Here is a 22,069-nt window from a genome sequence, read left to right as displayed (position 1 = left end):
GGTCAGCCGCAGCGCTTGGCGACGTAGCCGTCGGTGCCGGTCTTCACGTACGCGTCCGAGACGAACTCTCCGGGCGCGATGTTGTCCCAGATGTTCGTCGTGCCGTACGGGCCGGAGATCCATTCGCCCGGCGTCTGGCAGTAGATCGGCACGCTCACACCGGCGGCCAGCGTGCGCACGATCCGGTACTGCGTACCCGGACCCGAGCGGACGTTGACGCGGTAGCCGGGCGCGATCGGATAGCGCACCACGCTCATGGTGGTCACCCCGTCGAGCTCCGCGGCCGCCGTCGATGTGCTCGTCTCGGCGCTCGTCTCGTCGACACCCATGGTGTCCTCCCCCCCGTTGGCGCAAAAGCGCTCCGCTGAAATTCACTCTCTGCGACGCGCAGGCTAGCAAGCCCCACCGACATCCCGTGCGCCATGGACTAGGCTCCGTGCGTCGCGCACGCGCGCGGAATCAACGCGGAACCACACGGGGGTGGGCGATGCCGCCGTTGCGCAGTACCGGAGCGGACCGGGAAGCGGAAGAGCCTGAGTACGCGGGCGAGTACCGCCTCCAGGCCTGCCTCGGCGCGGGCGGCATGGGTGTGGTGCATCTGGCCACCTCCGCCTCAGGGCTGCGGCTCGCGGTCAAGGTGGTGCACGGACAGTACGCGGAGGACCCGGAGTTCAGGGCCCGTTTCCGCCAGGAAGTGGCCGCCGCGCGCCGGGTCAGCGGCGCCTTCACCGCGCCTGTGGTGGACGCGGACCCCGATGCCGTACGCCCCTGGATGGCGACCCTCTACGTCCCCGGCCCCACCCTCGCCGACCAGGTGAAGCGGAACGGGCCGCTGTCCCCCGCCGAACTGCGCCGCCTGACGGCCGGGCTCGCGGAGGCGCTGCGCGACATCCACCGGGCCGGCGTCGTCCACCGCGATCTCAAGCCGAGCAACGTACTGCTCACCGACACGGGCCCGAAGGTCATCGACTTCGGTATCTCCCGGCCGATGGACAGCGAACTGCACACGGAGACGGGAAAGCTGATCGGGTCGCCGCCCTTCATGGCGCCCGAGCAGTTCCAGCGGCCCCGCGAGGTGGGCCCCGCGGCGGACGTGTTCGCGCTGGGTTCCGTACTGGTGCACGCGGCCACCGGGCACGGCCCGTTCGACTCCGACAGCCCGTACATCGTCGCGTACCAGGTCGTGCACGACGAGCCGGACCTGACGGGCGTACCGGCCGAGCTCGCCCCGCTCGTCGCGCGCTGCCTCGCCAAGGAGCCGGCCGAGCGCCCGACTCCGGCCGAGATCATGGCGGCGCTGCTGCCGCCCTCGTACGAGGCGGCGGCGTTCATACCGGCCCAGCGGCGGCCCCCCACGCTGCCCGCCACCCCGGACGGGGCCGAGGCCTCGGCCGCCTGGGACGCGGACACCCCCGTACGGGCCACGGCTCCCCGCCCCGGGGCCCGTCCGCGCCGCCGGCGCCTGCCGATCGCCGTCGCCGCCGTACTCGTCCTGACGGCGGGCGGCGTCCTCGCCGCGCTCCGCGCGGGCGGCGAGACGCCCACGGCTCACCCGCGCGCCGCCGAGGCCGCCCAGACCTTCGCCGGCTGGCAGACCCCGCTGCAGAAGGACGGCGACCGGACCGCGCCCTCCTGCGCCTACGCCGCCGACGCCGTCTTCTGCTCGGGCCGGGGCGTCGCCGCCGCCCGGCTCGACCCCGTGACCGGCCGGGTCACCTGGCTGCGCCCCGGACCCGTCGACGAGTTCGTCCCCGAGGCGCCCTCCCTGCTGGCCGGCAGTCTGCTCGCCACCGACTCGGCCACCGGCGACCTGCGGACGTACGACGCCGCGAGCGGCTCCCCCGGCTGGCGCAAGAACCCCACCGCCCGCCCCGAGTCCAGCCGGGCGGCAGGCGACGTCGTGGTGCTCTCCAGCGAAACGGGCACCCTCCGGGCCCTGGACGCCGCCGACGGCCGGCAGCTGTGGCGGCGCCCCCTGACCGGGCACTCGGTCCCCGAGCTGGGCCCCTTCGACCCCGCCTCCGGGCTGCTGACCCTCTCCGAGATCTCCGCCGACGGCGGGCACACCCGCGTCACCGCCCTGCGCCCGCGCACCGGCGACGTGGCCTGGCAGAAGCGCCTGACGGGACAGCTCTCACCGGTCGGCACCACCGCCGGCGGGACGACGATCCTCGCGTCGACCAATCACGAGCTGCGCACCGACGCCCTCGTCCGCTACGACCCCGCCCGCGGCTCCGTCCGCCGCGTCCCCCTGCCGTATCTGTTCGACGAGCCGAGCATCGCGCTGCGCGGCGACATCGCCTATCTGCTCACGCCGAGCGGCGTGCTGACCGCCGTGGACACCGCCGATCCGCAGGGCCGTGTGCTCTGGGAGCTGGAGACCGCGAGCGCGAACGTCTCGGTCCCGGTGCCGGGCCCCGGCGACCGGCTCTACTTCTCCGCCTCCGACGGGCGGCTGCTCGCCGTCGACACCGTGCGCGGCGCGCTGCTCGGGCAGACGAAGCCGCGGCTGCGGGACGGCAGGCTGGGGTTCGCGACCACCGTGCCCGCGCCGGCCGTGGCCGGGGACCGGGTGTTCGGGACCGCGCCCGACGGATCGGTGTTCGCCGTGGACGGGCGCGACCCGGCCGCCTGGTGACGGCCGGGGCCTGAGGCATGCGAAACGGGGAGTGAGGCCGTGGCCTCACTCCCCGTTTCGCGTGTGTCGCGTCAGCCCAGCTTCGTCACGTCGCGCACCGCGCCCTTGTCCGCGCTCGTCGCCATCGCCGCGTACGCCCGCAGCGCCGCCGAGACCTTGCGCTCGCGGTTCTTCGGGGCGTAGACACCGCCCAGCGCCTCACGGCGGGCCGCCAGGGTGGCGTCGTCGACGAGGAGCTCAATCGAGCGGCTCGGGATGTCGATACGGATCCGGTCGCCGTCCTCGACGAACGCGATCGTGCCGCCCGAGGCCGCCTCCGGCGAGGCGTGGCCGATCGACAGACCCGACGTACCGCCAGAGAAGCGGCCGTCCGTCACCAGCGCGCAGGTCTTGCCCAGGCCCCGGCCCTTGAGGAAGGAGGTCGGGTAGAGCATCTCCTGCATGCCCGGGCCGCCGCGCGGGCCCTCGTAGCGGATGACGACCACGTCGCCGTCCTTGACCTGCTTGTTGAGGATCTTCTCGACGGCCTCCTCCTGCGACTCGCAGACGACGGCCGGGCCCTCGAAGGTCCAGATCGACTCGTCGACGCCGGCCGTCTTCACGACACAGCCGTCGACCGCCAGGTTGCCGCGCAGGACCGCGAGCCCGCCGTCCTTGGAGTACGCGTGGGCCGCGTCGCGGATGCAGCCGCCGGCCGCGTCCGTGTCCAGGGACTCCCAGCGCTCGGACTGCGAGAAGGCGGTCGCGGAGCGGACGCAGCCGGGCGCCGCGTGCCACAGCTCGACGGCCTCCGGCGACGGGGAGCCGCCGCGCACGTCCCAGGCCTCCAGCCACTCCTTGATGGAGCGGGAGTGGACGGTGTGGACGTCCTCGTTGAGGAGCCCGGCGCGGTACAGCTCGCCGAGGATGGCGGGGATGCCACCGGCCCGGTGGACGTCCTCCATGTAGTACGTACCGCCCGGCGCCACGTTCGGCGCGACCTTGGCCAGGCACGGCACGCGGCGCGAGATCGCGTCCATGTCGGCCAGGCCGTAGTCCAGCTCGGCCTCCTGGGCGGCGGCCAGCAGGTGCAGGATCGTGTTGGTCGAGCCGCCCATGGCGATGTCCAGGGCCATGGCGTTCTCGAAGGCCGCGCGGGTCGCGATCGAGCGCGGCAGGACCGAGTCGTCGTCCTCGTCGTAGTGGCGACGGGTGATGTCGACGACCGTGCGGGCCGCGTTCTCGTACAGCGCCTTGCGGGCGGTGTGGGTGGCGAGGACCGAACCGTTGCCGGGGAGGGAGAGGCCGATGGCCTCGGTCAGGCAGTTCATCGAGTTGGCGGTGAACATGCCGGAACACGACCCGCAGGTCGGGCAGGCGTTCTCCTCGATGCGGAGGATGTCCTCGTCCGAGACCTTGTCGTTCACGGCGTCGGAGATCGCGTCGACCAGGTCGAGCGTACGGACCGTGCCGTCGACCAGCGTCGCCTTGCCGGACTCCATCGGGCCGCCGGAGACGAAGACCGTCGGGATGTTGAGGCGCAGGGCCGCCATCAGCATGCCGGGGGTGATCTTGTCGCAGTTGGAGATGCAGATCAGGGCGTCGGCGCAGTGCGCCTCGACCATGTACTCCACGCTGTCCGCGATCAGGTCGCGGGAGGGGAGCGAGTACAGCATGCCGCCGTGGCCCATCGCGATGCCGTCGTCGACGGCGATGGTGTTGAACTCGCGCGGGATGCCCCCGGCGGCCGTGATGGCCTCGGAGACGATCCGGCCGACCGGCTGGAGGTGGGTGTGGCCGGGGACGAACTCGGTGAAGGAGTTGGCGACGGCGATGATCGGCTTCCGGCCGATGTCCGCGCCGGGTACACCGGAGGCGCGCATAAGGGCGCGTGCGCCCGCCATGTTGCGGCCGTGGGTGACAGTGCGGGACCTCAGCTCGGGCATCGTCGCTCGCTCCTCGTGATGGGTGTGCTTGCTGTCGAGCGTACGCCGATGGACCAAGATCTGGACGCCGTGTCCGTATGCCGGACTCGCTGTTCAGTCTTCGGTCAGGCTCGTGCGAGGGCTCCTCAGGCCTCGGTCAGGTACCGCTGGAGGGTCGGGGCCACCAGGGCGATGATCTCCTCCGGGTCGGCCGACGCGAGCGGCTCGACCTGGATGATGTACCGCAGGATCGCGATCCCGATCATGTGGGAGGCGGCGAGCTCCGCGCGGAACTTCGGGTCCGGTACATCCAGGTCGCCCGCGATCCGCTCCAGCAGACGGCGCAGCACGAAGCCGCGCAGCACCTTGGCGGCCGCCTCGTGGGTCAGCGCCGAGCGGATGATCGCGAGGAGCGGGGCGCGGGTGGCGGGGTTCTCCCAGACACCGATGAAGAAGCGCGCGAGCCGTTCGCCGATGGCGTCGCGCGGGCCGCCGATGATCGCCGGGACGACGGTCGCGGGCTCGAAGGAGACCTCGATCGCGGCGGCGAAGACCTCGTCCTTCGTACCGAAGTAGTGGTGCACGAGCGCCGGGTCGACGTCGGCGGCCTTGGCGATGCCGCGGACGGACGTCTTGTCGTAGCCGCGCTCGGCGAACTGCGCGCGGGCCGCGTCCAGGATCCGCTCGCGGGCGCCCGGTCCGCTGTCCTCGGGGGTACGGGACGGGCGGCCGCGCCGGCGCGGGGCCGGTTCGGTCATGAGCGGGGCACCCTGGAGCGCTTGCTCGCGGACGCGAGGTGGAGCCGGGTGAAGGCGAGGGCCTCCGCGAGGTCGGCCTCGCGTTCGGCGGCTGACATCGCGCGCCGGGTGTTGACCTCGATGACGACATGACCGTCGAAGCCGGTCAGCGCGAGCCGCTCCAGGAGCTCGGCGCAGGGCTGCGTGCCGCGGCCCGGCACCAGGTGCTCGTCCTTGGCGGAGCCCTTGCCGTCGGCGAGATGGACGTGGCCGAGGCGGTCGCCCATGCGGTCGATCATCGCGAGGGTGTCGGTGCGGGCCGTCGCCGTGTGCGAGAGGTCGAGGGTGAAGTGGCGGTAGTCGTCCTTGGTGACGTCCCACTCGGGGGCGTACGCGAGCATCTCGCGGTCCTTGTACCGCCAGGGGTACATGTTCTCGACGGCGAACCGTACGTCCGTCTCGTCGGCCATCCGCCAGATGCCGTTGACGAAGTCGCGGGCGTACTGGCGCTGCCAGCGGAACGGCGGGTGCACGACGACCGTGGAGGCGCCGAGCTTCTCGGCGGCCGCCTGGGCGCGCTGGAGCTTGACCCAGGGGTCCGTGGACCAGACGCGCTGGGTGATGAGCAGGCAGGGCGCGTGGACGGCGAGGATCGGGACCTGGTGGTAGTCCGAGAGGCGGCGCAGGGCCTCGATGTCCTGGCTGACCGGATCTGTCCACACCATGATCTCGACGCCGTCGTACCCGAGGCGCGCGGCGATCTCGAAGGCCGTCGCCGTCGACTCCGGATAGACCGAGGCCGTCGACAGGGCGACCTTCGCATCCGGGATGCGCACCACTGGTTCTGCCACGAAGGACAGGGTACGGGGCGGCGCGGGGGCCGGGGAGGTGGTTCCGGTCACCCCGGGGCGGACCGGGGTGACCTCGACGGGGGGCCTGGGCCGCATCGACGGGGGGCCTGGGCGGCATCGGCAGGGGGCCTGGGTGGTCACGGCGGGGGGGCTGGGTGGCCACGGCGGGGAGCTGGGTGGCCACGGGAGGGGCCGCTACTCCTCCGGCAGGTGGTCCAGGCGGCGCAGGATCACGCCCTCGCGCAGCGCCCAGGGGCAGATCTCCAGTTCGTCGACGCCGAAGAGGTCCATCGCCCCCTCGGCCACCAGCGCGCCCGCGAGCAGCTGGGGCGCGCGGCCCTCGGAGACGCCGGGGAGGCCGGCGCGCTGTTCGGCCGTCATGACGGCGAGCTTGGGGACCCACTCCTCAAGGGACGTGCGGGTCAGGTTCCGCTGGACGTAGAGGCCGTCCCCGGAGCCCGGCGCCCCGGCGATCCGGGCGAGCTGCTTGAAGGTCTTGGACGTGGCCACGACATGGTCGGGCTTGCCGAAGCGGCTGAACTCTCCGACCGTACGGGCGATCTGGGCGCGTACATGGCGACGCAGGGCCCGTACGTCCGCCGCGTCGGCCGGGTCGCCCGGCAGCCAGCCGGACGTCAGCCGTCCCGCGCCGAGCGGCAGCGAGACCGCCGTGTCCGGCTCCTCGTCGATCCCGTACGCGATCTCCAGCGAGCCGCCGCCGATGTCGAGGAGGAACAACTTGCCGGCGGACCAGCCGAACCAGCGGCGGGCCGCCAGGAAGGTGAGCCGGGCCTCCTCCTCGCCGGTCAGGACCTGGAGGTCGACGCCGGTCTCGGCCTTCACCATGGCCAGGACCGCGTCGGCGTTCGTCGCCTCGCGCACCGCCGAGGTCGCGAACGGCAGCACCTCCTCGCAGCCCTTGTCCTCGGCCGCCTGCAGAGCGTCGAGGACGGTTCCGATGAGCCGCTCGACGCCGGCGGAGGCGATGGCGCCCCGCTCGTCGAGCAGCTCGGCCAGCCGCAGCTCCCGCTTGTGCGAGTGCGCGGGCAGCGGGCGGGCGCCGGGGTGGGCGTCCACCACCAGCAGATGCACTGTGTTCGAACCGACGTCGAGGACTCCGAGTCTCATGGACGGAACGCTACTGCTCCCGCGCGCATACGCTTGGCGTGTGCCAAAGACGAAAAAGGCGAAGCCGGACAAAGACAGTGGCGCCAAGGGTGCCAGGAGTTCGAAGAAGCAGGACAAGGCTCTGCGCCCGGTCGAACCGGACGAGAAGGGCCTGGACTTTCCGCGCGCCTGGGTCGAGTTCCCCGACCCGGCCGACGACGAGCAGGTCTTCCGCTGCGACCTGACCTGGCTCACCTCGCGCTGGACCTGCATCTTCGGCAGCGGCTGCCAGGGCATCCAGGCGGGGCGCGCCGACGACGGCTGCTGCACGCTGGGCGCCCACTTCTCCGACGAGGACGACGAGAAGCGGGTCGCCTCCTACGTGGACCGGCTCACCCCGGACCTGTGGCAGTTCCACGACGTCGGCACGGAGACGGGCTGGGTCCAGCTCGACGAGGACGGCGACCGGCAGACCCGCCGCTGGGAGGGGTCCTGCATCTTCCAGAACCGGCCCGGGTTCGCGGGCGGCGCCGGCTGCTCGCTGCACATCCTGGCCCTCAAGGAGGGCAAGGAGCCGCTGGAGACCAAGCCGGACGTCTGCTGGCAGCTTCCGGTGCGCCGGACGTACGACTGGATCGAACGGCCCGACGACACCAAGATCCTGCAGGTGTCGATCGGCGAGTACGACCGGCGCGGCTGGGGCCCCGGCGGGCACGACCTGCACTGGTGGTGCACGTCGGCGACGTCCGCGCACGGGGCGGGAGAGCCGGTGTACGTGACGTACCGGCCCGAGCTGACGGAGCTGATGGGCAAGGCGGCGTACGACGTGCTGGTCGAGCTGTGCGAGGCGCGGCTGGCCTCCCAGCTGCCGCTCGTGGCTCCGCACCCGGCGGACCCGGCGACGCGGTAGCCGGACCCGACCGGTCCTGACCTGACCTGACCTGAGACCTGACCTGACCTGACCTGACCTGATATTGGATCCGGCGTATCGGATCCAATCCATCGGATCCGATATCCAGAACCCGATCTAGGACGCCGGCGGGGAATCCGATCCGCTCGGGGTTCCCGGGTCCGTCGACTGCGTCGGCTCGCTCGCCGTGGGTTCGGGCGTCGGCTCCGTCGTCGTGGGCGGCGGTGTCGTCGGCTCGGTGGTCGGCGGCGGCTCCTCGGTCGCCGGCGGGGGCGTCGTCGGTTCGGTGGTGGCGGGGGGTGGTTCGCTCGTCGGAGGGGGCTGCTCCGACGTCGGGGGCGGCGGGGTCGTCGCCCCGCGGCCGTCGATCCGTACGACGGCGCCCGAGGGGTTCACCCCGACCCGCGCCGACCAGGAGCCGGCCGGCTCGCGCGCGTGGTCCACGGAGATGCGGACCGTCACCGACTCGCCCGGCCGCAGGGTGCCGGAGGCCTGGCTCACGTACAGCCAGGGCGCGTCCGTCCACAGCGACCAGTCGACGGGCGAGCCGCCGGACGCGGTGAGGGTGAGCAGGGTCGTGTCCCCGTCGCCCCACGCGGAGACCGTGATCCGGCCGGGCCCCGACTCTCCGGGCAGGGTCGGTCCCGCCGGCCCGCCGGGGCTGATCACCTCGACCGAGACGTCAGGGGACCGGCTGCCCTGGGTGAAGCGCGAGTCGGGGGTGGTGCGGGCGTTGCCCGCGTTCTCGTAGCGGTCGTGCGGCGAGCCGTCGAGGGACCCCGGTTCGTCCACCTCGTGTGCGGTGACCGGAGTGTCCTCCCGGCCCTCCCCCGTCATCGGCCCGCCGCGGTACGAGGCCCACAGGGCGAGCACCGGGGCCGCGACCACGGCGGCCACAACCGTCGTGGTCACCGCGCGGGCCCGCATCCGGTCGCGCCGGGCGGCGTGGTCCTTGGGGTCCAGCGGGAATCCGGCCGGCCCGAAGCGCGGGGAACCCGCACGCGCGCGTGGGACGTGGAGCATCGCCACGTACGCGGCCGCCCGGGGCGCCTCGACCAGCGGGAGCCTGGCCGGGGAGACCGCCGTCGCTCCGGGCCACGGGCCGCCCGCGCCCGCCCGCTCGGCGGCCCGGCGGCAGCGCGGGCAGTCGTCGACATGGCGGACGAGCTCGGCGCGCAGGGCCGCGGAGAGCAGCACCTGGTGGTCGCCGGTGAGCCGGGCGACGGTGGGGCAGTTCCCGGTCTCGACGACCGCGAGCGCGGCCCTGGTCCGCTCGACCTCGCAGGCGGCCGAGGACAGCAGCTCCCGGGCGGCGAGGGGTTCGAGGGAGAGCACGGCGGCGACCGCGCGGTGGCCGAGGCCGTGGCGGACGGCGAGCTCCAGGGCCTCGCGCTGCTCCGGGGTGGTGCCGGCGGCCTCCGGCCAGGCCAGCTGGGCCAGTTCGGCGCGGCGGCGCACGGCGACCTCCTCGGAGACCCGGGGAGGCTCGGGCTCCGCGACGGCGGGGCGGCCGGTGTGCGCGCCCTGCCGCCTGCGGCGCTGCTCGCCGAGGCTGCGCAGACAGGCCCAGCGGGCCAGCGCGTAGAGCCAGGCCCTGCGCCCGTCCTCGTCGGACGGGCAGCGGCCGTGCTGGCGCTCGGCGATGGCGAGGACGTCGCCGAGGACGGCGGTCGCGGCGTCGTGGTCGCAGAGTACGGAGAGGCAGTAGGTGAACAGGCCGTCCAGATACGCCTCGTAGCGGGCGGGCGGGTGCTGGCCGAGCGTGCGGGGCCCTTCGGCCGCCCGCCGGTGCGCCCGGTGTGCGCCGGTGGTGTGGGTGGGGGGTTCCAGCCTGCTGCTCATCACTGGGCGACCGTAGGCAGGAGAGGGCTGACTCTTCGTACCGCTTGAACACTTTTAATCCGTACGGGTGAAGGTATCCCTCAAAAGGGGACAGGAAGGTGCCATTCCGCTGCCGCCGGCCCGGCCGCCTCCCGCCTCCGAACCCGCCGCACCGCCCGCTGTCAGAGGGGGCGGCTACGGTGTGCCGCATGGCTGCCCGTACGAAATCCGCCAAGGACAGGCCGTCCTACCGCTGCACCGAGTGCGGCTGGACGACCGCCAAATGGCTCGGCCGTTGCCCCGAGTGCCAGGCCTGGGGGACGGTCGAGGAGTACGGCGCGCCCGCCGTCCGTACGACCGCCGCGGGCCGGGTCTCCACCGCCGCGCTCCCCATCGGCCAGGTCGACGGCCGCCAGGCCACCGCGCGCTCCACCGGCGTCGACGAGCTGGACCGGGTCCTGGGCGGGGGTCTGGTGCCCGGCGCGGTCGTGCTGCTCGCGGGAGAGCCCGGTGTCGGCAAGTCCACGCTGCTGCTCGACGTCGCCGCGAAGGCCGCGAGCGACGAGCACCGCACGCTGTACGTCACGGGTGAGGAGTCCGCGAGCCAGGTCCGGCTGCGGGCCGACCGGATCAACGCGCTCAGCGAGCATCTGTACCTGGCCGCCGAGACCGACCTGTCCGCCGTCCTCGGACACCTCGACGCCGTGAAGCCCTCGCTGCTGGTCATGGACTCGGTGCAGACCGTCGCCTCCCCGGAGATCGACGGGGCGCCGGGCGGCATGGCCCAGGTGCGCGAGGTCGCCGGCGCCCTGATCCGGGCATCCAAGGAGCGGGGCATGTCCACGCTTCTGGTCGGCCATGTCACCAAGGACGGGGCCATCGCGGGCCCCAGGCTCCTGGAGCACCTGGTCGACGTGGTGCTGAGTTTCGAGGGCGACCGGCACGCGCGCCTGCGGCTGGTCCGCGGCGTGAAGAACCGGTACGGGGCGACGGACGAGGTCGGCTGCTTCGAGCTGCACGACGAGGGGATCACGGGTCTGGCCGACCCGTCCGGGCTGTTCCTGACCCGGCGTGACGTGGCCGTCCCGGGGACCTGCCTGACGGTGACCCTGGAGGGCCGCCGGCCGCTCGTGGCCGAGGTGCAGGCGCTGACGGTCGACTCCCAGATCCCCTCGCCGCGGCGGACCACCTCGGGCCTGGAGACCTCCCGGGTCTCGATGATGCTGGCCGTCCTGGAGCAGCGCGGCCGGATCACCGCGCTCGGCAAGCGGGACATCTACTCGGCGACGGTGGGCGGGGTGAAGCTCTCCGAGCCGGCCGCCGACCTCGCGATCGCGCTCGCGCTGGCCTCCGCCGCCAGCGACACCCCGCTGCCGAAGAACCTGGTCGCGATCGGCGAGGTCGGGCTCGCGGGCGAGGTCCGCCGGGTCACGGGCGTCCAGCGCCGCCTGGCCGAGGCGCACCGCCTGGGCTTCACCCACGCCCTCGTCCCGACCGACCCGGGCAAGGTCCCGGCGGGCATGAAGGTGACGGAGGTGGCGGACATGGGCGACGCGCTCCGTGTGCTGCCGAGGAGCCGGCGGGCCGCTGCCCCACGGGACGGGGACGGATAGCGCGGGGCCCGGGACGGATAGCGCGGGCGGCGCGGGAGGGGTGGTGCGGGCGGCCCCGGGGGGTGGCAGGAGTCGCCCCGGGAGGGGTGACAGGGGAGCCCGGGAGGGGTGGCGCGCGGCGCCCGGGGCGGGTGCCGCGGGGCGTCGGGGAGGCTCTTGCGAGGGGCATCGCGGGGGAGCGCTCCGGCGCGCGGCGGAGGGCCGCGGGGCGGTGTCGCTAGACTTTGCCCTGGTCTCGCCCATCCGTACGAGCCGGAGGAGTGCAGTGGCAGCCAAGGACGGGGCAGCAGCTCCCGGAAAGTCCGGCGCGGGCTCCGGCAACGAAGCACTGATGCGCGCGGCTCTCAGCGCGGTCGCTCCGGGCACCGCACTGCGCGACGGCCTCGAGCGCGTTCTGCGGGGCAACACCGGTGGTCTGATCGTGCTCGGCATGGACAAGACGGTGGACTCGATGTGCACCGGCGGTTTCGTGCTGGACGTGGAGTTCACCGCGACACGGCTGCGTGAGCTGTGCAAGCTCGACGGCGGGCTCGTCCTCGACAAGGACATTTCCAAGATCCACCGGGCGGGTGTCCAGCTCGTTCCGGACGCCTCCATCCACACCGAGGAGACCGGCACCCGCCACCGCACCGCGGACCGGGTCTCCAAGCAGTGCAACTTCCCCGTGGTCTCCGTCTCCCAGTCGATGCGGCTGATCGCCATCTACGTGAACGGCGAGCGCCGCGTCCTGGAGGAGTCGGCCGCGATCCTCTCCCGCGCCAACCAGGCGCTCGCGACCCTGGAGCGCTACAAGCTCCGCCTCGACGAGGTCGCCGGCACGCTCTCCGCCCTGGAGATCGAGGACCTGGTGACCGTCCGGGACGTCACGGCCGTCGCCCAGCGACTGGAGATGGTCCGCCGGATCGCCACCGAGATCGCCGAGTACGTCGTCGAGCTCGGCACCGACGGCCGGCTGCTCTCGCTCCAGCTCGACGAGCTGATCGCGGGCGTGGAGCCCGAGCGCGAGCTCGTCATCCGGGACTACGTGCCCGAGCCGACGTCCCCCAGAGCTGCCTCTGGGAGGGGCCCCCAGCGCTCCCGCACGGTCGCCGAGGCGCTCACCGAGCTCGACGCGCTCACCCACGCCGAGCTCCTCGAACTGCCCATAGTGGCCCGGGCCCTGGGCTACAGCGGCTCCCCCGAGACCCTCGACTCCGCGGTCTCGCCGCGCGGCTACCGGCTCCTCGCCAAGGTCCCGCGGCTGCCCGGCGCGATCATCGAGCGGCTCGTCGAGCACTTCGGCGGCCTGCAGAAGCTGCTCGCGGCCAGCGTCGACGACCTCCAGACCGTCGACGGGGTCGGCGAGGCCCGGGCGCGCAGCGTCCGCGAGGGCCTGTCCCGGCTCGCGGAGTCCTCGATCCTGGAGCGGTACGTGTAGGTGTGGATGCGGGAGTACGCGCACGCACGGAGAAGGGGCGGTACGGGAGTTCCCGTACCGCCCCTTCTCCGTAGCCGCGTCGCGCGTACCGTCGGTCAGTCCGGCCAGTCCGGTCAGTCCTTGGCCAGCGTGAACGAGGCCGGAAGCACCTTCACACCCGGCATCGCCGCCTCCACCAGGTAGGTCCCCGGTCCCACCGGGCCCGCCGGGACGGTGGCGCACTGCGGGGCGCTGCGTGCGCGGTCCCACTCCACGGTGTGCGTGATCGTCGAGCGCGCCGGGATGCGGAGCATGACGCCGGTGGCCGTGCGCGGGCAGTCCTCGGAGGACCAGACCTCGTCGTCCTTGGCGTCACTGACCGTCAGGACGGCGTTCTTGGGGCCGAAATCGGCCTTGCAGTCGCCGGCCGAGGTGTTCTTGACGACCAGCTGGAAGCGGGGCTTCTCCCCTGGCGCGTACGAGATCTTGGCGCTGCGGAGCGTCAACTGCAGCGCTCCGGGCGCGCAGTTCGGCAGCGGAGAATTGGCCGGAACCTGCTGTCCGGCACCCGCCGCCGCGCCGCCGTCGCCGCCCCCGCCGTCCGTGTCGCCGTTCTTGCCCGCGCCCTCGGTGCCGGCGTCCGCGCCCGCGTCCGTACCGCCGCTGCCGCCGCCGTTGCCTTCGCCCTCGCCGCCGGAGGTCTCACCGGAGTCGCCCGACTCGTCGCGGCCGCCAGGCTGTTGGGTGATCGCGGGGCCGGTACCGGAGGGTCCCGGGGTGATCGAGGGCGCGGGAGAAGAGCCGTTGGCCGCGTCGTTCGGCTTCTTTCCGCCGCTGCCACCGGAGGTGACGGCCCAGAGGGCGATCAGCGCGAGAAGTGCGATCAGGCACAGCGCGACCGCCCTCCGTCGCCAGTAGATGGAGGAGGGAAGCGGCCCGACCGGATTGCGCAGTGATCCCACGGCACGAACCTTACGAGAGATCGGCGCCAACTCCCGCCCCACCCGCCGCCCCAGGCATCAAACTTTGCCGATGATCACATCCACCCCACTTTCGTAGGGGGTCGTCGTGGTCCTTCGACTCGGTGAAGGCGGCGGTACGGCCCGTCCGGGCGCTGGTGGAGACGGCCAGGACGAGCCGGACCGGCGTGGTGGTGTGGTGCGCGGGGCGCGGGCCGCGCCCACACGCCTCCGCGCGCCCCGAGGGCGTGCGCCACGGCGCGCGCTGAACGTGCCAGGATCGGGGTGCCATGACTTCCACCGATGCACCCACTCCCGTGTTCGACGCCCCCGCACCGGCCCCCGCCGAGCTGCACGGGCCCGTCCTCGCCTGGTTCGACCGGCACGCCCGCGACCTGCCCTGGCGCCGTCCCGAGGCGGGGGCGTGGGGCGTGATGGTCAGCGAGTTCATGCTCCAGCAGACCCCGGTCGTACGGGTCCTTCCGGTGTACGAGCAGTGGCTCGCGCGCTGGCCTCGCCCGGCGGATCTGGCGGCCGACGCGCCCGGCGACGCGGTGCGCGCCTGGGGCCGGCTGGGCTACCCGCGGCGCGCGCTGCGGCTGCACGCGGCGGCCGTGGCCATAACGGAGCGGCACGGCGGTGACGTGCCGAGCGAGCACGGACAGCTGCTCGCGCTGCCCGGGATCGGGGAGTACACGGCGGCGGCGGTGGCCTCGTTCGCGTACGGGCAGCGGCACGCGGTCCTCGACACCAATGTGCGCCGGGTGTTCGCCCGGGCGGCCACCGGCGTCCAGTACCCGCCGAACGCCACGACCGCCGCCGAGCGCCGGCTCGCGCGGGAGCTCCTGCCGCAGGACGAGGGGACGGCGGCCCGCTGGGCGGCCGCCTCCATGGAGCTGGGCGCGCTGGTGTGCACGGCGAAGAACGAGGACTGCGGGCGGTGCCCGATCGCGGACCGCTGTGTCTGGCGGCTCTCGGGGAAGCCGGCGCACGACGGGCCGCCACGGCGCGGCCAGACGTACGCGGGTACGGACCGGCAGGTGCGCGGCCGGCTGCTCGCCGTGCTCCGGGAGGCGGAGGGCGCGGTGCCGCAGTCCGCCCTGGACGCGGTCTGGGACGAACCGGTGCAGCGGGCCCGTGCGCTGGACGGCCTGGTCGCCGACGGCCTCGTGGAGCCCCTGGAGGGCGGCTTCTACCGCCTGCCCCTTTCCTGAGGCCTGAGGCATCTCCCTCTCGCATTTCTGCGGAATCCGCGGTTCAAACCTCTCCCGCCCCCGTTGTTACACAACCGATGGACAGCCGTGCGTCCGCCGACGGCTGCCACGGACAACCCCGTGACAACAGCTCCGTAGCGTCTTCGACGTACACGGGAAACATGCTGGTCACGGGGATCGGAGGCGGTTCGGATGTCGCACGGCGAGGTGCTCGACTTCGAGGATTACGTACGCACTCGGCAGGACGCGCTGCTGCGCAGCGCACGCCGTCTTGTGCCCGACCCCGTCGACGCGCAGGACCTGCTGCAGACGGCTCTGGTGCGGACGTACGGCCGCTGGGACGGCATCGCCGACAAGTCGCTCGCCGACGCGTACCTCCGCCGGGTCATGATCAACACACGCACCGAGTGGTGGCGCGCCCGCAAGCTCGACGAGGTTCCCACCGAGCAGCTGCCCGACGCGTCCGTCGACGACGCCACCGAGCAGCACGCCGACCGGGCGCTGCTCATGGACATCCTCAAGGTGCTCGCCCCGAAGCAGCGCAGTGTGGTCGTCCTGCGGCACTGGGAGCAGATGAGTACGGAGGAGACCGCGGCCGCGCTCGGTATGTCGACCGGTACGGTGAAGTCCACGCTCCACCGCGCACTGGCCCGACTGCGTCAGGAACTGGAGAGCCGAGGCGTCGACCACGACACCCGTGCTCTGGAGCGCTCGACCGTACGACGTCACGAACGGGGGCAGGACCGGTGCGCGGCCTAGGCGCCAGACACGACGGCGGCGACGACGGGCCCGGCGGCCCGCGCCGCCGGACCCTTGGGGCGGCGAGTCTCACGGCAACGACCGTGCTCGTCGCCTCCGGCATGCTCCTGACCGCGTGCTCGACCGGCGGCACGGGGTCACGGGACGAGGGCGCGGCCCGCGCCGACGAGGGAGCGGCCTCGGCGGCCCCGCCCCCCTCCGCCTCGCCCTCCGGGGACCTGATGAACGCCAAGCGGGTCGACCCCGTCGCGCTCATCAAGGCCGACCCGAAGATCGGCGAGCGTTTCAAGTCCGATCTGAAGCCCTGTGTCGCGGACGCGTACCCGGTGGACACCTCGTACGGGAACCTGACCGGCTCGGCCTCGCCCGATGTCGTCGTCAACGTGATGACCTGCGGCGATGCCGTCGGCATCGGCACGTACGTGTATCGCGAGGAGAGCGGCGAGTACAAGAACGTGTTCATGGTCGAGGACGCGGCGGCCTACGCCACGATCGACCGGGGCGACCTGGTCGTGACCAAGCAGGTGTACGCCAAGGGGGACCCGGTCGCGTATCCCTCCGGCGAGGACGTGATCACGTACCGCTGGGCGGGGAACAAGTTCACCCAGCACGACTGGGTGCACAACGAGTACAGCACCGCGGTCGGCGACGGAGGCATCGACGGCCCCGCACCCGCCGAGTCGAACGGCAACTGACGAGCGGCAGCCGACGAGCGGTAAACGACGAGCCGTAAACGAGAAGGATCGAGGAAGGGCGCGCGATGGCCGAGACCCATGTGCTGTTCGTCGAGGACGACGACGTCATCCGCGAGGCCACCCAGCTCGCACTGGAGCGGGACGGCTTCGCGGTGACCGCCGTGCCCGACGGGCTGGCCGGTCTGGAGGCGTTCCGGGCGGACCGGCCCGACATCGCGCTGCTCGACGTGATGCTGCCGGGGATGGACGGCGTCAGTCTCTGCCGCCGGATCCGCGACGAGTCGACCGTGCCCGTGATCATGCTGTCCGCGCGCGCCGACTCCATCGACGTCGTCCTGGGCCTGGAGGCCGGGGCCGACGACTACGTCACCAAGCCCTTCGACGGCGCGGTGCTCATGGCCCGCATCCGTGCGGTGCTGCGCCGCTTCGGACACGCGAGCGGGGCGGCGGCCGGCGAGGCCGGGCAGGAGGAGGGCCCCGGGGGCGGGGTGCTGGTCTTCGGCGACCTGGAGATCGACACCGACGGCATGGAGGTCCGCCGGGGCGGTGCGCCGGTCGCGCTGACCCCGACGGAGATGCGGCTGCTGCTGGAGTTCTCCTCCGCGCCGGGCACGGTCCTGTCGCGGGACAAGCTCCTGGAGCGGGTCTGGGACTACGGCTGGGGCGGCGACACCCGAGTGGTGGACGTCCACGTCCAGCGGCTGCGCACCAAGATCGGCCAGGACCGGATCGAGACGGTCCGCGGCTTCGGTTACAAGCTCAGGGGATGACCGCCCGTCCCGTCACCCGTCCCACCGGTCGCAATCGTCCCGCCGGTCATGACCTTCACGCCCGTCACGCCCGTCACGCCCATCACACCCGTCACACGATGAAGCAGGTCAGCAGGTGAAGCCGCTCGCCCTCCGCACGGGAGTCCGCTGGAAGATCGCCGTCGCCATCGCGGCCGTCGGCGCGCTCATCGCGGTCACCCTCAGCCTCGTCGTGCACAACTCGGCGCGCGTCTCGATGCTGGACAACGCGCGCGAGGTGCAGATGGAGCGGCTCCTCTTCGCCCAGCGGCTGTACGAGAGCTCCAAGCCGAAGGAGCCCCGCTTCGGCACCAAGATCAACGACCCGATGTTGCCGCCGCAGCTGGACCAGCTCATGCAGGACAAGCGGCGCGGCACGTTCGTGCAGGAGCACCGCCACGGCGGCCCGCCCGATGTCTGGGCGGCCGTGCCGCTCGCCAACGGGGACGTGCTGTCCCTGCACATCCCGTTCGCCGACCGCAGCGCGACGATCATGAAGGATCTCGACCGGGCCCTGATCATCGGCTCCGTGTCGGTGGTCTTCGGCGGCTGCGCGCTCGGCGTGCTGATCGGCGGCCAGCTCTCGCGCCGGCTGCGGAAGGCCGCCGCGGCGGCCGGCAGGGTCGCGCAGGGCAATACGGAGGTACGGGTACGGGACGCGATCGGCGGAGTCGTACGCGACGAGACCGACGAGCTGGCCCGCGCGGTGGACGCCCTGACCGACGCCCTGCAGGAACGGATCGAGGCCGAGCGCCGGGTCACCGCCGACATCGCGCACGAGCTGCGCACCCCGGTGACCGGCCTGCTCACGGCGGCGGAGCTGCTGCCGCCGGGGCGCCCGAGCGAGCTCGTACGGGACCGGGCGCAGGCCATGCGGACCCTGGTCGAGGACGTGCTCGAGGTCGCCCGGCTCGACAGCGCGTCGGAGCGGGCCGAGCTCCAGGAGGTCGCGCTCGGCGAGTTCGTCGAGCGGCGGGTACGGGCGCTCGACCCGGAGGCGGTCGTGCGCGTCGTCCACGAGTCGTGGGTGAACACCGACCCGAGGCGCCTGGAGCGGATCCTGGGCAACCTCCTGGCGAACGCGGCGAGGTACGGCAAGCCGCCCGTCGAGGTCACGGTCGAGGGCCGGGTGGTACGCGTCCGGGACCACGGCCCCGGCTTCCCCGAGGCGCTGCTCCGCGAGGGCCCGAGCCGGTTCCGTACGGGAGCGAGCGACCGGGCGGGGCAGGGCCACGGGCTCGGCCTGACGATCGCGGCGGGCCAGGCGCGGGTCCTCGGGGCCCGGCTGACCTTCCGTAACGCGGCGCCCGAGGGCACCCCGGAGGGGGCGGGCGGCGCGATCGCGGTGCTCTGGCTCCCGGACCACGCCCCGACGAACACCGGCAGCTTCCCGATGATCAAGTTCGCGGACTGACACCCGTACGGCGCGTACGCGGAAGGCCCCGGCACACCTGGTGTGCCGGGGCCTTTCGCGTACGGCCGCGTACGGCAGGGGATCAGACGGTCTCGGCGACCTTCGGCTCCCCGTCCGTCGCCGCCGGCTTCGGCGCCGGTCCGGCCCCGCGCAGGGCGACCTCCTTGACCAGGAAGGCGAGGACGAAGCCGATGACGGCGACCGCCGAGCCCACCAGGAAGGCGGAGTGGGTGCCGGAGGCCACCGCGTGCTGGTACGCCTCGCGCAGCGCGGCCGGCAGCTTCGCCAGGGAGGCGGCGTCGAGCTGGGCGGACTGCTGGGTGAGCTCGGAGCCGCCGCGCGCCGCCATCTCGTCCTGGACGCGGCTCGTGAAGAGCGCGCCCATGATCGCGACGCCGAAGGAGGAGCCGAGGGTACGGAACAGGGTGGTCGCGGAGGAGGCGACGCCCATGTCCTTCATCTCGACGCTGTTCTGCGCGACGAGCATCGTGATCTGCATCAGGAAGCCCATGCCGGCGCCGAGCACCGCCATGTAGATCCCGGAGGTGAGGCGGGAGGTGCCGGTGTCCATCTGGGCGAGCAGGAACAGGCCGATCACCATCAGCGCCGTACCGATGATCGGGAAGATCTTGTACTTGCCGCTGCTGGTCGTGATCCGGCCGGAGACCAGCGAGACGACCATCATCGCCAGCAGCATCGGCAGGAGGAGCAGACCGGAGTTGGTGGCCGAGGCGCCCTGCACGGACTGCTGGAAGAGCGGCAGGAAGAGGACCGCGCCGAACATCACGAAGCCGGTGAGGAAGCCGATCACCGACATGAGGGTGAAGTTGCGGCTGCGGAAGATGTGCAGCGGCACGACCGGGTCGCTCGCGCGGGTCTCGGCCCGGAGGAACGCGGCGAGCGCGGCGACACCGGCGACCGAGAGGCCGACGATGGTCGCGGAGCCCCAGGCGTACTCCGTACCGCCCCAGGTGGTGACCAGGACGATCGCGGTGATGCCGACGGTCAGCAGCCCGGCGCCGAGGAAGTCGATCCGGGTGCCGGCGACCCGCTCCTTCCTGGGCAGGTGGAGGACGGCGGTGACCATCGCGAGGGCGACGGCGCCCAGCGGGAGGTTGATGTAGAACGACCAGCGCCAGCCCCAGTGGTCGGTGATGGTGCCGCCGACCAGCGGTCCGCCGATCATGGCGAGGGCCATCACGCCGGCCATCATGCCCTGGTACTTGCCCCGCTCACGGGGCGGGATCAGGTCGCCGATGATCGCCATCACGCCGACCATCAGACCGCCGGCGCCGAGGCCCTGGACGGCACGGAAGCCGATGAGCTGGCCCATGTCCTGGGCCATGCCGCTGAGCGCGGAGCCGATCAGGAAGATCACGATCGAGGTGAGGAAGACGCCCTTGCGGCCGAACATGTCGCCGAGCTTGCCCCAGATGGGGGTGGAGGCGGCGGTGGCCAGGGTGTAGGCGGTGACGACCCAGGAGAGGTGCTCCATGCCGCCGAGCTCGCCGACGATCGTCGGCATGGCGGTGCCGATGATCATGTTGTCCAGCATCGCGAGGAGCATCGCGATCATCAGGGCGAGGAGCACGACGCGGACGCTGCGCGGGCGCTCCGCCCCCTCGGCTGTCTTCGGTTCCGGTGTCGTCGTCATGCTTCCGCTCCCCACAAGCCCCTCGGGCGCTTACTTGCCGCCCGGCTAGTTACTAGACTGGGGACGGTAGACCCGTAACTAGCCGGTCGTCAAGTAAGTAAGAGTGTGTGGGAGCGGACCATGGCCAGAGGCAACACCCGGCAGCGCATCCAGGACGTGGCCCTCGAACTCTTCGCGGCACAGGGTTACGAGAAGACCTCGCTGCGCGAGATCGCCGAGCACCTCGACGTCACCAAGGCCGCGCTGTACTACCACTTCAAGACCAAGGAAGACATCATCATCGGCATCTTCCAGGACCTCACCCGGCCCGTGGACGAGCTGATCGCATGGGCGCGGGAGCAGCCGCGCACGCTGGAGGTCAGGGAGGAGATCCTGCGCCGCTACCAGGAATCCCTGGTCAGCGCGGCCCCGCTGTTCCGCTTCATGCAGGAGAACCAGGCGGCCGTCCGCGAGCTGAGCATCGGCCTGACCTTCAAGGAGCGGATGCTCGAACTGAGCGACCTGATCCAGGAGCCGGACTTCGCCGTGCTCGACCGAGTGCGCTGCGTGAGCGCGATCTTCACCCTGCACGCGGGGATGTTCTTCATGGACAACGTCGAGGGCGACGCCGAGGAGAAGCGTGAAGCCGTCCTCGAGGTCGCCCTCGATCTGCTCACCCAGGCGCACAGCGCGCGGTGAAGCGTTCCCCGGTCCCCGGGCCCCCGGGTCAGCGGGTCAGCGGGTCAGCGGGTCAGCGGGTCAGCGGGTCATCCGGTCAGATGGAGACGCCCATCGTGCGCAGGAACGCGGCCGGGTTGAGCGAGGAGCCGTAGTTCGGGGTCGTACGGATCTCGAAGTGCAGGTGCGGGCCGGAGGAGTTTCCGGTGTTGCCGGACAGCGCGATGGTCTGGCCCGCGGCGACCTTCTGGCCGACGGAGACCTTGATCTTCGACAGGTGGGCGTACTGCGAGTACTTGCCGTTGGCGTGCTTGACGACGATCGCGTTGCCGTACGCCGGGCCGTCACCGCCGCCATTCGGGCCGGCCTTCACGACCGTACCGGCGCCGGCGGCCTTGACCGCGGTGCCGACCGGAACGGCGAAGTCCTGGCCGGAGTGCTTGTTCGTCCACATGGCGCCGCCCTGGTTGTAGCTGGCGGTCAGGGTGTACTTGGTGACCGGCTTGACCCAGGAGGGCTTCTTCGCGGCGGCCTGCTTCGCGGCGGCGGCCTTGGCGGCGGCAGCCTTCACGGCAGCGGCCTTCGCGGCGGCCTGCTTCGCGGCGGCGGCCTTCACGGCGGCCTGCTCCAGGGCGGCCTGCTTCAGGGCGGTCGCCTGCGCGGAGACGGCGGCGGACGTGGTGGTCGCCGCGCCGAGTGCGATGGGGGCGGCCTTGCCCTCGGCGGCGAAGGCGGACCCTGCTCCGGCCACCAGCGACGCTCCCAGACCCGCGGCGGCGAGAGCAACGGCGGTGACACGGGCGGCGGGGTTCATGACGCGCTTCGACATACGGGGGAAAACCTCCGGACAGAACGGGACCCGACGCGAGCGGCGCGCCGGGCTGCTTGGTGCTGTTCCTTGGTAACCCGGACCCCCATCCGGGGTAAAACACCCCATCTACGACATCACGTC

General features: G+C 72.5%; 19 protein-coding genes. 10 read left to right on the top strand and 9 right to left on the bottom strand.

The features are described from left to right. Positions 1–2 precede the first annotated feature (2 nt). The gene (locus tag FDM97_RS02730) at positions 3–329 is read right to left on the bottom strand and encodes an SH3 domain-containing protein (protein WP_137988671.1); all 327 of its coding nucleotides are present in this window, start codon (positions 327–329) and stop codon (positions 3–5) included. A gap of 158 nt (positions 330–487) precedes the next feature. Here FDM97_RS02730 and FDM97_RS02725 point away from each other — a divergent pair, with 158 nt between their 5' ends. Further along, positions 488–2,638 (top strand): serine/threonine-protein kinase, encoded by a 2,151-nt coding sequence (locus FDM97_RS02725; RefSeq protein WP_137988670.1) that lies wholly within the window; start codon positions 488–490, stop codon positions 2,636–2,638. Positions 2,639–2,709: 71 nt separating this feature from the next. Here the strand turns inward: FDM97_RS02725 and ilvD are convergent, their stop codons facing one another. From ilvD to FDM97_RS02705, 4 genes are all read right to left on the bottom strand, one after another. After that, entirely contained in the window at positions 2,710–4,563 is a 1,854-nt protein-coding gene (gene ilvD / locus FDM97_RS02720; RefSeq protein ID WP_137988669.1) for a dihydroxy-acid dehydratase, read from the bottom strand. A gap of 125 nt (positions 4,564–4,688) precedes the next feature. Beyond that, on the bottom strand, positions 4,689–5,300 hold the full coding sequence (locus FDM97_RS02715; RefSeq protein ID WP_137988668.1) for a TetR/AcrR family transcriptional regulator: 612 nt from the start codon (positions 5,298–5,300) through the stop codon (positions 4,689–4,691). After that, positions 5,297–6,130 carry a sugar phosphate isomerase/epimerase family protein gene (locus FDM97_RS02710; RefSeq protein ID WP_137988667.1) on the bottom strand — a complete coding sequence of 278 codons (834 nt, stop codon included), beginning with the start codon at positions 6,128–6,130 and terminating at the stop codon, positions 5,297–5,299. Before FDM97_RS02710 ends, FDM97_RS02715 begins: the two co-directional genes overlap by 4 nt. Positions 6,131–6,325: 195 nt before the next feature. Beyond that, on the bottom strand, positions 6,326–7,258 hold the full coding sequence (locus tag FDM97_RS02705) for a Ppx/GppA family phosphatase (protein ID WP_137988666.1): 933 nt from the start codon (positions 7,256–7,258) through the stop codon (positions 6,326–6,328). Positions 7,259–7,298: 40 nt separating this feature from the next. Here FDM97_RS02705 and FDM97_RS02700 point away from each other — a divergent pair, with 40 nt between their 5' ends. Continuing rightward, positions 7,299–8,147 (top strand): hypothetical protein, encoded by an 849-nt coding sequence (locus tag FDM97_RS02700; protein WP_137988665.1) that lies wholly within the window; start codon positions 7,299–7,301, stop codon positions 8,145–8,147. A 117-nt stretch (positions 8,148–8,264) separates the two neighbouring features. On the opposite strand, the gene FDM97_RS02695 is transcribed toward FDM97_RS02700, so the two are convergent. After that, on the bottom strand, positions 8,265–9,992 hold the full coding sequence (locus FDM97_RS02695; RefSeq protein ID WP_137988664.1) for a BACON domain-containing protein: 1,728 nt from the start codon (positions 9,990–9,992) through the stop codon (positions 8,265–8,267). A 185-nt stretch (positions 9,993–10,177) separates the two neighbouring features. Between FDM97_RS02695 and radA the strand changes: the two genes are divergently transcribed. Both radA and disA read left to right on the top strand, forming a co-directional pair. Further along, entirely contained in the window at positions 10,178–11,581 is a 1,404-nt protein-coding gene (gene radA, locus FDM97_RS02690; protein WP_137988663.1) for a DNA repair protein RadA, read from the top strand. Positions 11,582–11,846: 265 nt separating this feature from the next. After that, a complete protein-coding gene (gene disA / locus FDM97_RS02685; RefSeq protein ID WP_137988662.1) occupies positions 11,847–12,998 on the top strand; it encodes a DNA integrity scanning diadenylate cyclase DisA in 1,152 nt (383 codons plus the stop codon). A gap of 113 nt (positions 12,999–13,111) precedes the next feature. Here the strand turns inward: disA and FDM97_RS02680 are convergent, their stop codons facing one another. Next, entirely contained in the window at positions 13,112–13,939 is an 828-nt protein-coding gene (locus FDM97_RS02680) for a hypothetical protein (protein ID WP_137988661.1), read from the bottom strand. Between the two features lie 287 nt (positions 13,940–14,226). On the opposite strand from FDM97_RS02680, the gene FDM97_RS02675 reads away from it, so the two are divergent. The 5 genes from FDM97_RS02675 to cseC all read left to right on the top strand — a co-directional run bounded on the left by FDM97_RS02675 (position 14,227) and on the right by cseC (position 18,806). After that, the gene (locus FDM97_RS02675) at positions 14,227–15,150 is read left to right on the top strand and encodes an HhH-GPD family protein (RefSeq protein WP_137988660.1); all 924 of its coding nucleotides are present in this window, start codon (positions 14,227–14,229) and stop codon (positions 15,148–15,150) included. Between the two features lie 192 nt (positions 15,151–15,342). Then, on the top strand, positions 15,343–15,909 hold the full coding sequence (locus FDM97_RS02670; protein WP_137988659.1) for a SigE family RNA polymerase sigma factor: 567 nt from the start codon (positions 15,343–15,345) through the stop codon (positions 15,907–15,909). Beyond that, a complete protein-coding gene (locus tag FDM97_RS02665) occupies positions 15,897–16,604 on the top strand; it encodes a hypothetical protein (RefSeq protein WP_137988658.1) in 708 nt (235 codons plus the stop codon). Before FDM97_RS02670 ends, FDM97_RS02665 begins: the two co-directional genes overlap by 13 nt. Positions 16,605–16,669: 65 nt before the next feature. After that, positions 16,670–17,374, top strand: a complete 705-nt coding sequence (cseB, locus tag FDM97_RS02660) for a two-component system response regulator CseB (protein ID WP_137988657.1) — start codon at positions 16,670–16,672, stop codon at positions 17,372–17,374. 115 nt (positions 17,375–17,489) lie between these two features. After that, entirely contained in the window at positions 17,490–18,806 is a 1,317-nt protein-coding gene (gene cseC / locus FDM97_RS02655) for a two-component system sensor histidine kinase CseC (RefSeq protein WP_137988656.1), read from the top strand. 82 nt (positions 18,807–18,888) lie between these two features. On the opposite strand, the gene FDM97_RS02650 is transcribed toward cseC, so the two are convergent. Continuing rightward, a complete protein-coding gene (locus FDM97_RS02650) occupies positions 18,889–20,460 on the bottom strand; it encodes an MDR family MFS transporter (RefSeq protein ID WP_137988655.1) in 1,572 nt (523 codons plus the stop codon). A gap of 120 nt (positions 20,461–20,580) precedes the next feature. On the opposite strand from FDM97_RS02650, the gene FDM97_RS02645 reads away from it, so the two are divergent. Further along, complete coding sequence (locus FDM97_RS02645; protein WP_137988654.1) at positions 20,581–21,138, top strand: TetR/AcrR family transcriptional regulator; 558 nt, start codon at positions 20,581–20,583, stop codon at positions 21,136–21,138. A 76-nt stretch (positions 21,139–21,214) separates the two neighbouring features. Here FDM97_RS02645 and FDM97_RS02640 read toward each other — a convergent pair whose 3' ends face one another. Beyond that, positions 21,215–21,946 (bottom strand): M23 family metallopeptidase, encoded by a 732-nt coding sequence (locus tag FDM97_RS02640; protein ID WP_137988653.1) that lies wholly within the window; start codon positions 21,944–21,946, stop codon positions 21,215–21,217. Positions 21,947–22,069: the final 123 nt, after the last annotated feature.

Origin of the sequence: Streptomyces vilmorinianum (assembly GCF_005517195.1) — a bacterium.
GTDB classification, from domain to species: Bacteria; Actinomycetota; Actinomycetes; order Streptomycetales; family Streptomycetaceae; genus Streptomyces; species Streptomyces vilmorinianum.
This window is presented reverse-complemented; position numbering and strand designations above follow the sequence as displayed.